This is a genomic window from Microbacterium enclense (assembly GCF_004022425.1).
Lineage (GTDB): Bacteria > Actinomycetota > Actinomycetes > Actinomycetales > Microbacteriaceae > Microbacterium > Microbacterium enclense_A.
Genome location: NZ_RBZY01000007.1, coordinates 37,021 through 50,474, shown reverse-complemented (window position 1 = coordinate 50,474; position 13,454 = coordinate 37,021). Strand labels below are relative to the sequence as shown.

11 protein-coding genes are annotated in these 13,454 nt (G+C 71.1%); 10 read left to right on the top strand and 1 reads right to left on the bottom strand.

All coding sequences use genetic code 11. The annotated features are described in order from the left end of the window. The first annotated feature begins 19 nt into the window (after positions 1-19). From D8Y23_RS03005 to D8Y23_RS02985, 4 genes are all read left to right on the top strand, one after another. Positions 20-2,047, top strand: coding sequence for a primary-amine oxidase (locus tag D8Y23_RS03005; RefSeq protein WP_128216696.1), 2,028 nt, complete (start codon positions 20-22; stop codon positions 2,045-2,047). Beyond that, a complete protein-coding gene (locus D8Y23_RS03000; protein WP_128216695.1) occupies positions 2,047-2,556 on the top strand; it encodes a hypothetical protein in 510 nt (169 codons plus the stop codon). Before D8Y23_RS03005 ends, D8Y23_RS03000 begins: the two co-directional genes overlap by 1 nt. A 412-nt stretch (positions 2,557-2,968) precedes the next feature. Next, entirely contained in the window at positions 2,969-3,661 is a 693-nt protein-coding gene (locus tag D8Y23_RS02990) for a type IV toxin-antitoxin system AbiEi family antitoxin domain-containing protein (protein ID WP_205796759.1), read from the top strand. Continuing rightward, positions 3,661-4,464: a nucleotidyl transferase AbiEii/AbiGii toxin family protein gene (locus D8Y23_RS02985; RefSeq protein WP_128216693.1), complete on the top strand. Its 804-nt coding sequence runs from the start codon at positions 3,661-3,663 to the stop codon at positions 4,462-4,464. The genes D8Y23_RS02990 and D8Y23_RS02985 overlap by 1 nt, the downstream gene beginning before the upstream one ends. 15 nt (positions 4,465-4,479) lie before the next feature. Here D8Y23_RS02985 and D8Y23_RS02980 read toward each other — a convergent pair whose 3' ends face one another. Then, positions 4,480-5,202, bottom strand: a complete 723-nt coding sequence (locus tag D8Y23_RS02980; RefSeq protein WP_128216692.1) for a GntR family transcriptional regulator — start codon at positions 5,200-5,202, stop codon at positions 4,480-4,482. Between the two features lie 142 nt (positions 5,203-5,344). Between D8Y23_RS02980 and D8Y23_RS02975 the strand changes: the two genes are divergently transcribed. The 6 genes from D8Y23_RS02975 to D8Y23_RS02950 are packed head-to-tail and all read left to right on the top strand — an operon-like array spanning position 5,345 to position 13,425. Continuing rightward, entirely contained in the window at positions 5,345-6,292 is a 948-nt protein-coding gene (locus D8Y23_RS02975; protein WP_128216691.1) for a PDR/VanB family oxidoreductase, read from the top strand. Positions 6,293-6,330: 38 nt separating this feature from the next. Continuing rightward, positions 6,331-7,668 (top strand): Rieske 2Fe-2S domain-containing protein, encoded by a 1,338-nt coding sequence (locus tag D8Y23_RS02970; protein WP_128216690.1) that lies wholly within the window; start codon positions 6,331-6,333, stop codon positions 7,666-7,668. Then, complete coding sequence (locus D8Y23_RS02965; protein ID WP_128216689.1) at positions 7,661-9,190, top strand: glutamine synthetase family protein; 1,530 nt, start codon at positions 7,661-7,663, stop codon at positions 9,188-9,190. The genes D8Y23_RS02970 and D8Y23_RS02965 overlap by 8 nt, the downstream gene beginning before the upstream one ends. 7 nt (positions 9,191-9,197) lie before the next feature. Next, a complete protein-coding gene (locus tag D8Y23_RS02960) occupies positions 9,198-10,664 on the top strand; it encodes an aldehyde dehydrogenase family protein (protein WP_128216688.1) in 1,467 nt (488 codons plus the stop codon). A gap of 2 nt (positions 10,665-10,666) precedes the next feature. Then, entirely contained in the window at positions 10,667-12,001 is a 1,335-nt protein-coding gene (locus tag D8Y23_RS02955; protein ID WP_128216687.1) for an amidohydrolase, read from the top strand. After that, positions 11,998-13,425, top strand: a complete 1,428-nt coding sequence (locus D8Y23_RS02950; protein WP_128216686.1) for an amidase — start codon at positions 11,998-12,000, stop codon at positions 13,423-13,425. Before D8Y23_RS02955 ends, D8Y23_RS02950 begins: the two co-directional genes overlap by 4 nt. Positions 13,426-13,454 lie beyond the last annotated feature (29 nt).

The following is a 13,454-nucleotide window of genomic DNA, read 5'->3' as shown; positions in this document are numbered from 1 at the left end:
ACCGCACCAAGGAGACCCGATGACCGCCGACCGGCACTGGAGCGACCCCCTCACCCCGAGCGAGATCGTCGAGGTCGCCGCGCTCGTGCGCGCGGACGAGCGCATCGGCTCCGAGCCGCGCTTCTGGGGCATCGCCGTCGAGGAGGGCCTGGCCCGCAGCCTCGCGCCCGGTCAGGGGCGCCCCGTGCGTCTGGTGGTCATGAACCCGGCGGCGCACGCCGCGTGGGAGGTCACCGGCTGGACCTCGGGCACCGACCGCGCCGAGGCCTCGCTGGCATCCTGGAGCCCCGTGGATGCCAAGCGCCCCGGCGTCTCGAGCGACGAGGCGCGGGCGATCGCCCGCGCCGCCCGCGAGCACCCGCTCCTGAAGGAAGCCCTCGCCAAGCGCGGGATCACCGACACCACGCACGTGTGGGTCGACCCCGAGTCGATCACCGGCTTCGAGCCCGAGGACCTCGCCGACCGTCGCTTGTCGTGGGGCACCGTCTGGTACCGCGAGAGCGCGGACGACAACGGCTACGCGCGTCCGGTCGCCGGGCTCGTGCCGATCCTCGACCTCGAGACGCTCGACATCATCCGCATCGAGGACCACGGCGTCATCCCGATGGCGAGCGAGGGCGGCAACTACCGCTCGGGCACCTGGGGTCCCGACCGGCACGTCGCGCCGCTGGAGATCACGCAGCCCGAGGGCCCCGGCTTCACCGTCGAGGGCCACAAGGTCTCGTGGCAGAACTGGTCGTTCCGCATCGGCTTCACGCACCGCGAAGGGCTCGTGCTGCACGACATCGCGTACCGCGACGGCGACGTCGAGCGTCCCATCCTCCGCCGCGCGGCGGTCAACGAGATGTACGTGCCGTACCTCGACGCCGACCCGACGGCGTACCGCAAGAACTTCTTCGACTGGGGCGAGTACGGGGCCGGGCCCCTGACGGCATCCCTCGAACTCGGATGCGACTGCCTCGGCGAGATCCACTACTTCGACGCCCACGTGCTCGACGGGCTCGGCGAGGCGCAGACGATCACCAACGGCGTGTGCCTGCACGAGGAGGACTCCTCCATCCTCTGGAAGCACGTCAACACCCGCACCGGTGAGGCCGACGTCCGCCGCTCGCGCCGCCTCGTCATCTCGTTCTTCGCCACCGTCGCGAACTACGACTACGGCTTCTACTGGTCGCTGTACCAGGACGGCTCGATCGAGCTGGAGATCAAGCTCACCGGCATCCTGTCGGTCTCGGGAATCGACGACGGCAAGATGCCCGCCTTCGGGCGGATGGTGAGCCCGAACGTCCAGGCGCCCACGCACCAGCACTACTTCGCCGTGCGCATGGACACCGCGATCGACGGCCCGAAGAACCGCCTGGTCGAGGTGCACGCCGAGGTCGAGGAGGACGAAGACCTCAACCCCTGGGGCAACGCGGTCAAGATGGTGTCGGAGGTCATCGCGTCCGAGAAGGATGCCGGGCGCATGGCGGATGCCTCCCGCGCGGTGCACTGGCGAGTGGAGAACACCGAGCGCACGAACCGCTTCGGTGAGAACACCGCCTACCGCCTGTCGGCGATGCACACGACGCGTTTGTTCGCCAAATCCGGCAGCGTCGTCGCCCGCAAGGCCCCGTTCGTCTCGAAGCACCTCTGGGCCACCGCGTACGACCCGAACGAGCGCTTCATCACCGGCGACTATCCGAACCAGGCCCCGCTCGAGGCCGAGGGCATCACGGCGTGGCAGCAGGCGGACCGTCCGCTCGACGGGGCCGAGCTCGTGCTGTGGCCGATCGTCGGGGTGCACCACTACCCGAAGCCCGAGGAGTGGCCGATCATGCCGGTGCACCGCATCGGTCTGCGCTTCGAGCCGGACGGGTTCTTCACGCGGAACCCCTCGCTCGACCTGCCGCCGTCGTCGGGCGGCGACCACTGCCACGCGCCTTCGCCGGGCGCCGGTGGGGCCGTGGCCGAGGGACACGCGCTCCACGGCCACGACGCGGGCGGTCACGACCACCACGACCACTCCGCGCACGGGCACCACGGGCACGACCACCACGGTCACTGATGGGGGAGGTCCTCCACGCCGGAGCGCTCGTGACGACGGCGGCGGGCGCGTGCTGCGTCGCCGCCGATCGCCCCGCCGTGCGCGTGCGTGAACTCCTGATCGCCGCGCTCATGCTCCTCGCGATGGGCGACATGGTGCTCGGCGGTGGGAGCGTGCCGGCGGTGTTCTGGGCGGCGGCGCTGCTTCTCGCGGCGCTGGTGGCCGTGGCGCCGGGGCCGGCGCGGCGGATCGCTGACCGGCGGATGCGGGCGTTCGACGCGCTCGGCGCCGTGCTCATGGCGGCGCTCCTGCTCGCGGCTCACGTCCCGGCATCCGCGGGCTCGTCCCATCACGGGGCGGGGGCTGTGCCGCTCGTGGTCCTCACCCTCGTCGGGGTGGCCGCGTACGCCGTCGGGGGCGTGGCGCTGTTCGTGACGGCGCACCGCGACCGGCCGCTCGTCACGCGGCTGCCGCCGCTGGCAATGGGCGCGTCGGCGGTGCTGATGGCGGCGCCGCTGGTGGTCGGCTGACGGCGCACCGAGTGCGTCGCAGGCCCCTGGCCCCGCTGTCTCCCTCGTGCGACGATGGAGAACATGGACATCCTCGTCGTCGCCATCGTTTGCGCCTTGGGGATCCTTGTTCCCATCGGCCTCGGGTTCCTTCCGAGCCAGCGCCGGCGCCACGTCTCCCGCCGCTGAGGCAGAGAGCGAGAGGCTCCACGTAGCTGCGTCAGCCGGTGAACACGGTCGCGGAGCGCCGCTCGTGCCAGCGGGCGAGCTGCTCTCCGGCCTTCAGCACGTGCTCGCGCATCCGCGGGCGATGGGCGCGTCGGCCGTTTTGATGGCGGCGCCCCTGGTGGTCGGTTGAGGTGCACCGCGCGAGGGTCGGGCGCGGGCTTAGGCGCGCTCGTTGCGGCTGCGGAACAGACTCACTGAGACTGACGTGACGCCAGCTGTCACGCTAGTCTCAGTAAGAGAGGTGAATCCGATGGTCAGCGACGTGGACGCGCTGCGTGCGATCGAGCGTGCGCCGCTCCGGACGGTGCGCCCCCAAGACCTGGAACCGGATCTCTCCCATGCGCGGCGTACGATCGCTCGACTCGTCGACCGCGGGGCGCTGGTCCGTCTCGCAAAAGGCGTCTACGCGGCACCTCCTGAGGGTCGCGATGGTCGGCAATGGCGCCCCACCCTGGAAGCGGCGGGGCTGGCCGTGGCCACTGCACGGTTCGGCAACCGCAATGCCATCCTCATGGGGCTCGGTGCCGCGCGCCATTGGGCAGCGATTCCTCGCGCTATCGGTGTAACGACCGTTGCCATCCCGGAGGCGGGACGACCTCCCGTGACCCTGGACACCGGGGGCATTGTCCACCTCGTCCCGCGCGATGTCGATCGTCTCGACGCCGTACTCGAACAGAACGAGCTCGGACGTGCTCTGGTGACCACGCGGGCGCAGACGCTGTACGACCTCTTGATGAAGCCGGGACAGGGAGGCCTGCCCGATGAGGTCATGGACGCGGCGCGTCACCTGCGCGGGCAGGTCGGGCCCGCGGATCTGCGGCGTGTCGTCGACACGTTCGGTCGCGCGAACGCTGCTGTGCGTGGGGCTCTCGACGAGATGGAAGCGGGCAGGCAGTGATGGCGGAAAGGCAGGACGGCCGCAAGCCGAGAAGCCGCGCGAGTCGTGTCACGCCGGGCGTCCTCGACGAGCACGAGCGCGCGGTGGTCGAGGCGCAATTCGGTGTTGCTGCGGAGCAGGTCGTCCGCGATCACGTCATCTCCCACGCCCTCGCCGCGATCGCTACGGTGTCCACGGATGATGTGGTGTTCTTCGGGGGTACCGCGCTCGCGCGTACACATCTGACGAATCTCCGTCTCTCGGAGGACATCGACCTCATCGCCTCCGGGTCGCGCGCCGAGATCGGCGACCGAATAGAGGCGGCCATTGTGCGCGGGCTCGGGCGTGCGTTCGGAACGCCGACGTTTACTCCACGCCTCCGCGACACCGTTGACTCCGAGTCGTCAGTGGTGGAGGCCGGCGGGGTCCGTATTCGTCTCCAACTCCTCTCAGCGCAGGGGTATCCCGCGTGGCCGGCGGAAGTCGTACAGATCGAGCAGCGTTACAGTGACGCACCACCCGCACGCTTACGTGTGCTGACGGCAGCGGCGTTCGCCGCCGCGAAGCTGGCGGCCTGGAGCGACCGTCGGGCGCCACGCGACCTCTACGACCTGTGGGCGCTGGCGGATGCCGGCAAGATCGACCGCGAAGCCGTCGAGATGTTTGGAAAGCTCGGGCCGTACACGAGCGCGGCAAGGGTGTCCTTCGCCCGGCTGCCCACGAAGGAGGAGTGGACTGCCGCGCTCGGTCATCAATGTGTGCCGCAGGTGGAGCCGGAAGAAGCGGCCCGCGTTGTGCGCGCGGCCCTCACCCCGTTCCTCTGACGGAAGGCCCCCGCGTCAGCCGGTGAACACCGTCGCGGAGCGCCGCTCGTACCACCGCGCCAGCTGCTCGCCGGCCTTCAGGACGTGTTCGCGCATCTCGCGGCGGGCGGCTTCGGCGTCGCCGCGCTCGATCGCTTCGATGATGCGGACGTGCTCCTGAAAGTTCTCCTCGCGGTGGCGGTCGTCGCCGACCAGCAGCTGAGCCGACACGTTGCGGGGGAAGGTCTCGTTGATCTCCTCGATCGCGCGGGCGAGACGCGCGTTGGCGGAGACCTCCGCGATCGTGTTGTGGAAGACGTCGTTCTCGCGACGGCTCGCGAGCGCCGGGTCGCCCTGCCCCCGCTCGCGTTCGACCGAGCGGTCGTACATGTCCTGGTTCGCTGCGCGCAAGCGCGTCACGTCGCTCCGCGAGATGCGTTCGACCGCGCGGGCCGCGGCGAGGGCCTCGAGCTCGGCGCGGACCTCGTACGCCTCGCGCACCTCCCACGGCGCGGGCACGCGCACGACGGCGCCGCGGTTGGGGAGGACCTCGATGAGGCCGCCCGTCTGCAGCTGCCGGAGGGCCTCGCGAACGGGCGTCCGGCTGACGCCGAAGTCGTTCGCGAGCTCCGCCTGCCGCAGCTGCGAACCGATGGGGATGTCGCCCGACATGATCCGTTCCCGGATCTTGGCAGCGATCTCATCGACGAGGGCGTGCCCCCCGGCCGCCGAGATCTCGGTGTCGCCCCCTGCGGCCATGATGCCCCTCTCGGTCGGTCGTGGTCGCGATCCCACGAGGTGTGAACCTAGCAGACCGCATTCGCGATGCCACGCAATTCACGAGTATGTGGCTCCCAGACCAAGCATTCGGGATCCAATCTGTATCTGTTAGGATCCAAACATGACGAGTCGAGAGGATGCCACCGAGCGCCGCGCCCGAGTGCGCTCCTTGACGCTCGAGACCGCCGACGTGATTTCGGTGGAACTCGAGGGCGTCGATGGTCCGCTTCCCGAGTGGACGCCCGGTGCCCACATCGACCTGGCGCTCGCCGGTGCTCCGGTCCGCCAGTACTCGCTGTGCGGCGAGCCGGGCTCGGCGCGGTACCGCATCGCGGTCCTCCGCGAGGAGCAGAGCCGCGGCGGTTCCCGCGCCGTGCACGAGCGGCTGCGCCCGGGCGACGTCGTGACGCTCCGCGGACCGCGCAACCACTTCGGTCTCGACCCCGCCGACGAGTACCTGTTCCTCGCGGGCGGCATCGGCATCACGCCGGTTCTGCCCATGGTGCGCGCCGCCGCCGCGGCGGGCGTGCCGTGGCGGGTGCTGTACCTCGGTGCCTCCCGCACCCGCATGGCATTCCTCGACGACCTCGCCGCGATCCCCGGGGGAGCCGTCGACGTCGTCGCCCGCGACGAGGGCGTGCGTGCCGACCTCGAGGCCGAGTTCGCGGCGCACCCGAGTGCCGCGGTGTACGCGTGCGGTCCCGCGCGGATGCTCGAAGAGGTCACGCGCCTGGTGCCCGAGGCATCCGGTCGTCTGCACCTGGAGTACTTCACCGCGCCCGTCGTGGAGTACGAGCCGGGCGGGCCGTTCTCGGTGCGCCTCGCGCTCACGGGCGTCGAGCTGACCGTCGAACCCGAGCAGAGCGTGCTCGAGGTCATCCGCGAAGCGGGTGTCGACGTGCTCTCCGACTGCGAAGAGGGCATCTGCGGCAGCTGCGAGACGGGCGTGCTCGAGGGCGAGGTCGAGCACCGCGACTTCGTCTTGACGGCCCAGGAGCGTGCCGCGAACGACTGCATGATGGTGTGCGTCTCGCGCTCGGCGTGCCCCGTCCTGGTTCTTCAGGCCTGAGGGCCTCACACACCCACCGACGACGAGAGGCAACGGCGATGCTGAAGCAGGAAGACAACGAGAAGATCACCCGGTCCGGTCCCGGCACTCCGCTCGGGAACCTCCTGCGCTCGTACTGGCAGCCCGCCGCGCTCGTGTCGGAGATGCCGGGGGAGCGGCCGGTGAAGGCCGTCCGCATCATGAGCGAAGACCTCGTGCTGTTCAAGAAGCGCGAGGGGTGGGGTCTCATCAGCCGGTACTGCGCCCACCGCGGCGTCGACCTGTCGTACGGCCGCCTCGAGGAGGACGGCATCCGGTGCCTCTATCACGGGTGGCTCTACAACGGCGAGGGCAAGTGCGTCGAGCAGCCGGCCGAGCCCGAGCACAGCCAGTTCCTCGGCAAGATCCGTATCGCCAACTACCCGTGCGTGGAGAAGAACGGCATCATCTTCACCTACATGGGCGCGGGCGACCCGCCGCCGTTCCCCGACTACGACTGCTTCGTCGCACCCGAGGAGTACACGTTCGCCTTCAAGGGCCTGTGGGACTGCAACTGGCTGCAGGGCCTGGAGGGCGGCATCGACCCGAGCCACGTGTCGTTCCTTCACCGCTTCATCCAGGAAGACCCCCGCGAGATGTACGGGCAGCAGTTCGCCGAGGAGGTCGAGGGCACCGGCAAGAAGCTCTCGATGCTCGTGGGCGAGAGCTACCGCCCCGACATCGAGGTCGAGAGCGCCGAGCACGGTCTCCGCGTCTTCGCGCTGCGCCAGCTCACCGACGACATCAAGCACGTGCGCGTCACGAACCTCATGTTCCCCAACGCCTTCGTCGTGCCCTTCGGCAACACCAAGGTGTTCACGCAGTGGCACGTGCCGATCGATGACGAGCATCACTACTGGTACATGATCTGGTACGACTTCGCCGAGGTCACCGACAAAGACACCCTGCTGCAGCAGCGGCTCGAGGGCGTCACGCTGCCCGACTATCGGCCGATCCGCAACCGCGACAACAACTGGGGGTTCGACCCGCAGGAGCAGAAAGACCTCACCTACACGGGCATGGGGCTCGACATCAACGTCCACGACCAGTGGGCCGTCGAGAGCATGGGCCCGATCCAGGATCGGACGGTCGAGCGCCTCGGCGTCTCGGATCGCGCCGTCACGGCCAACCGGCGCCTGCTGCTCCGCGCGATCGACTCCTTCGCGGCGGGCGGGCAGACGCCCTCGCACCCCGTGAGTGCCGAGGAGGCCGCGAAGCTGACCGGCCCCCTCGCGATGGACACGATCTCGGCCAACGACGCGTGGCAGGAGCGCTGGGTGCAGCGCGAGCAGGAGCGTCGCTCCGCTTCGCCGTGGGCCGCCCCGAAGGCGACCGCCGAGGAGACCGTCGATGCGTGAGCGCAACGTCGACGAGCGCCCCGTCTCGGAGAGCGGTGGCGGCATCTCCGCCCGCCCGATGCTCGCGGCCGACCGCGAGGGTTTCGTTCACCGCCACGGGCTGTGGAGCGAGGCGAAGTACGCCGCGGCCGGTCAGATGCGCCGCGTCGTGGACGAGCTCGGCATCGACATGGTGCGCTTCTCGTTCGTCGACCAGCACGGCATCCTGCGCGGGAAGACCATCGCGCGCGGGGGTCTCGCGGCGGCGCTGCGGTCGGGCGTCACCGCGCCGAGTTCGCTGCTGCTGAAGGACACGTCGGGCCAGTCGGTCTTCTCGGTGTTCAGCGCCGAGACGGGCGTCGGAATCACCGGGTTCAGCGGCGCGGGCGACATCGTGCTCGTGCCCGACCCCACCACGTTCCGCGTGCTGCCGTGGGCGCCGGGGACCGCCTGGCTCCTGTGCGACCTGCACTTCCCCGACGGCAGCCCCGTGCCGTTCTGCACCCGGACGATTCTCCGCAACGAGCTGACCACGCTCGCCTCGCGCGGCTACGACATGACCGTCGGCGCCGAGCTGGAGTTCCACGTCTTCCGTGCCGAGGATGCCGCCCTCGGCACCGAGCATGTCGGTGCGCCCGGTCGTCCGGGCGCCGCATCTCTCACCGCCCCGACCACGCGCGGATCGCAGCTGCTCCTCGAGGAGGGGCTCGACCGCATGCAGCCCCTCGTCGACGCGCTGTACCGCGGGCTCACGCTCCTCGACCTGCCGCTGCGCTCGATCGAGCTGGAGTTCGGCCCCAGCCAGTTCGAGATCACGATGGAGGCAGGTTCCGCCGCCGAGATCGCGGATGCCATCGTCCTGTGCCGCACAGCGGTCCGACGCATCGCCGCGGGCCTCGGCTACCACGCGACCTTCATGTCGCGCCCCCAGGGGGCCGAGGGCGCGTCCACCGGGTGGCACCTGCACCAATCGCTCACCGAGCGGGCGACCGGACGCGGCGCGTTCATGCCTGACGCTCCCGGCACGACGCTGTCGCTGCTCGGCTCGGCGTACCTCGGCGGCCTGCTCGCGCACGCCGGTGCCGCGGCGGTCTTCACGACCCCGACGGTCAACGGATACAAGCGCTACCAGCCGAACTCCCTCGCGCCCGACCGCATCGCGTGGGGCATCGACAACAAGGGGGCGATGGTGCGCGCGGTCGGTGGCGTCGGCGACCCGGCGACGCGCCTCGAGAACCGCTCGGGCGAGCCCGCGGCCAACCCGTACCTCTACATCGCGTCGCAGCTGATCAGCGGCGTCGACGGCATCGACCAGGGTCTCATCCCGCCCGCGCCGACCACCGACCCGTACCGCACGGACGCGCCGTCGCTGCCGGCATCCCTCGGCGCCGCCGTCGACGCGTTCGAGGCCGACGCCGTCTTCCGGGCCGCGCTCGGCGACGTCGTGGTCGACTGGTACGCGACCATCAAGAGGGCGGAGTTCGCCCGCTACCTTCGCCACGTCTCCGATTGGGAGCAGCGCGAGTACTTCGAGATCTTCTGAGGACCCCATGAGCCTTCGCACCACCGTCACCGCCCTGCCGGAGTACGAACCGTTCCTCCTCGGGGGAGAGCGGATGCCACGCGGCGAGCGCCCCGCGCGCGCGGTGATCGACCCCGCCACCGGTGAGGTGCTCACCACCGTGGCCGACGCCACGGCCGCGGATGTCGACGCCGCGGTCGCGCTCGCCGTCGAAGCCCACGCCGACCGGCGCTGGCGCGGCCTCGCCCCGCTCGAGCGCGCGCGCATCCTCAACCGCGTCGCCGACCTCATCGAGGAGCGTCTCGAAGAGCTCGCGGTGCTCGAGACGCGCGACAACGGTAAGCCGATCGAGCGGTCGCGGGCTGACACGGCGATGGCCGCGCGGACATTCCGGCACTTCGCCGGCGCGCCCTCGCGCCTCGGCGGCACGGTCGTCGCGGTCGACGGCGGCGGGCACCACGTCTACACGGTGCAGGAACCGGTCGGCCCGGTGGCGATCATCCTGCCGTGGAACTTCCCGATCATGACCGCGGCGTTCAAGCTCGCCCCGGCGCTCGCCGCGGGCTGCCCCGTGGTCGCCAAGCCCGCGGAGGACACCCCTCTCACGCTGCTGCGGCTCGGTGGCATCCTGGCGGAGGCGGGCGTTCCCGCCGGCACGGTGAGCATCCTCACCGGCGACGGCTCGGTCGGGGCGGCCCTGACTGCGCACCCCGGCATCGCGAAGATCACCTTCACCGGTTCGACCGAGGTCGGTCGGCTCGTCGCGCACGCGGCCGCCGACGACTTCACGCGCGTGACGCTGGAGCTCGGCGGCAAGAGCCCGAACATCGTGTTCGAGGACGCCGACCTGGATGCCGCGGTCCTCACCGCGATGCGCGCCTCCTTCGGCCACTCGGGGCAGATGTGCACCGCGGGGAGCCGCCTCCTCGTGCAGCGGTCGATCCTCGCCGAGATGACGGAGCGGATGACGGCGGCCGTGGGTCGCGTGCCGGTCGGCGACGGCCTGGACGGAGGGATCACGGTCGGGCCGCTCGTCTCCGAAGAGCAACGCGAGCGTGTTCTCGGGTACATCCGCGCGGGCGTCGACGAGGGCGCGACGCTGCTCGCCGGTGGCGGGGTGCGCGAGCCGGGGTACTACGTCGAGCCGACCCTGTTCGCCGGCGTCACCAATGACATGCGCATCGCCCGCGAGGAGATCTTCGGTCCGGTCGTCGGCATCATCCCCTTCGACGACGAGGCGGATGCCATCCGCATCGCGAACGACACCGCGTACGGCCTCGCGGCGGGCGTGTGGACGCGCGACCTCGGCCGGGCGCACCGGATGGCGGCCGCACTGGACGCCGGGACGGTGTGGATCAACACGTACAACCTCTTCGACCCGGCGCTGTCGTTCGGCGGCACGGGGGAGTCGGGACTCGGAAGAGATCTCGGCGAGGAGGGCCTGCGCGGGTTCCTCGAGACCAAGAGCGTCGTCATCGCGATCCCGGAGGCGTGACGATGGATGCCGTGCTCTACCGCGCCGATCGGGTGGTCACCATGACCCCCGACGAGCCGGAAGCCGACGCGTTCGTCGTCGCCGGTGGGCGGGTTCGAGACGTCGGGGTCGCGGCGGAACTGCGTTCCCGGTGGGGCGGTTGCGTGCGCGAGGAAGACCTGCGCGGCGTCGTCACGCCCGGGCTCATCGACGCCCACATGCATATGCAGCGCGCCGGGCTCAAGGCTCTCGACTACCTGCAGCCGGAAGACGACGTCGACCGCTTCATCGTCGCGATGCGGGAGAGCTTCGACGACGACGGCCCCGAGCATCCCCCGTTCGGCGACCGTATCCGGGCGCTGGAGCGGGTGCAGCCGCTCCTGCACGCGCTCGGCATGACGACCGTCGTGGACCCCGCGGTGACGCCCGACGAGATGCGCGGCTATCGGGAGGCGCGGCGGCGCGGGCTGCTGACCATGCGCACGGTCGCGATGCCCTATCTCGAACTCGCGACCGGGGATACCGCCGAGATCGACGACGTGATCTCCCGTCTCGCCGGCATCGGCGTCGCGACCGGATTCGGCGACGACGTCCTGTCGCTCGGGGGCATCAAGGTGTACCTCGACGGGGAGGCGCTGAAGGGTCAGGCGTGGCTGGACCGTCCGTGGGACGCCTCGGGGTACACGGGCCTGCGTCGGATCCCCGAGGCCGAGTACCGCCGACTCGTCGCCTGGTGCGCCGCGCACGGGTGGGGCGTCGGCACCCACGCGGTGGGCTCGGCGGCGGTCGCCCTGGCGGTGGATGCCGCCGTCACCGCGGGCACACCCGTGGCGGATCTGCGGTTCCAGATCATCCACGGCTATCTCGAAACCCCGGCGGTGGCGATGGCTCAGGCCGCGGGCGCCGGCGTGATCGCGTCGCTCCAGCCCTCGATCATCTGGCACAACGGGGCGGGCCTGCGCGCCGCCCTCGGCGACCGCGCGGAACGGGCGAATCCCGTCCGCAGCTGGCTGGACCACGGCGCGACCGTCGCGTTCGGGTCCGACGGGCCGTTCTTCGCCTTTGACCCCCGGCACCTCATCTGGCAGGCCGTCACCCGGCGGATCGCGGGAGAAGAACGCCCCCTCGACGCCGCGGAGGCCATCACCCTTCCCGAGGCGTTCGCCGCCTACACGACCGGCGCGGCCCGGGCGGCGTACGCCGAAGCCGATCGCGGTGTGCTCGCCCCGGGCTCGTGCGCCGATTGGGTGCTGTGGTCCGACGATCCGACCGCCGTGGCGATCGACGACCTGCGCAGCCTCCCGGTCCTCCGCACGGAGGTCTCCGGTCGAACCGTTTACCGAAAGGACCCCGCATGAGCGAGATTCCGCTCTATCGATGGAGCGCGACGGCGCTGGCCGAAGGCATCGCCGGGGGCGAGATCTCTGCGGAGGAGGTCATGCGGGTGCACCTCGACCGCATCGCCGAGGTGGAGGGCGACGTGGCCGCCTTCGTCTCTCTCGTCTCCGAGCGCGACGCGCTGGAGATGGCCCGTGAGGCCGATCGGGCCGTCGCTCGCGGCGACCGGCTCGGTCCGCTGCACGGCCTTCCGACCGGGGTGAAGGATCTCATCGACGTCGCGGGGCTCCCCACCTCGCACGGGTCGGAAGCGTACCGCGACGCGGGTCCCGCATCGCAGGACAGTCTGCTGGCGGCGAATCTGCGCCGCGCGGGCGCCCTCATCATCGGCAAGACCAACACCCCTGAGGCGGGGCTCGGGACCTTGACGTTCAACCCCGTCCGCGGCGTGTGTCGCAACCCGTGGGACCTCAGCCGCCACGCCGGCGGATCCAGCGGAGGTGCGGGCGCGGCTCTCGCCGCCGGCATGCTGCCGATCGCCGACGGGTCGGACAGCGGCGGGAGCATCCGCTACCCGGCTTCGCTCTGCAACATCGTGGGCCTGCGCCCCACCCCCGGAACCGTGCCCAGTGCGCGAACCGGGAACGGATGGGACCCGCACGGGGTGCTCGGTCCGATGGCGCGCGACTCGCGCGACGCGGCGCGTCTGCTCAGCGGGATCACCGGCCGCGACGACCGAGCCCCGCTGTCGTGGGTCGACGACCCCGCGGTGTTCCTGGAGCTGCCCGAGCGCGACCCGAGCTCGCTCCGCCTCGGGTGGAGCGACGACGTCGGGGGACTCCCGATCGATCCGGAGGTCCGCGCCGTTCTCCGCGAGGCGCGGCGGGTGCTCGAGTCCGCCGGTGTCGAATTCGTCGATATCGAACCCGACTTCGAGGGTGCCGACGAGTGCTGGCAGGCCATCGAGATGTTCAACTTCGGGGCGGACGGCAAGGCTCGCTTCGACGAGGGACGGGCCGGATTCCGCGACGACTACCTCCGCAACGTGGCCGAGGGGCGCGCCCTGACCGCCGACGTCTACGCGGCGGCACTGGCGCACCGCACCGTGATCTTCCGCCGCACCGCCGCGGCGTTGCAGGGACTGGACGGCATCGTCTTCCCCGCGGCCCCGGTCGCCGCGCCACCCGCCGAGGTGGAGTGGGTCGCCGAGGTCGATGGCACGGTCTTCGAGCGCTACTTCCTCTGGCAGCGGGCCGCGTGCCGCCTGACGGTGACGGGGCACCCCGTCCTGGCCACCCCGGCCGGCTTCACCGGCGCCGGCCTCCCCGTGGGAATGCAGATCGTCGGGCCTTCACGCGGCGACGCGGGGCTGCTCGCCCTGGGGGCGGCGCTCGAAGACGTGCTGGGACACGTCGGCGCGGTCCCCACGTCTCTCCCCGCCTGACAGGCTCCGGGCGTTCTCCCGCCGGGAGG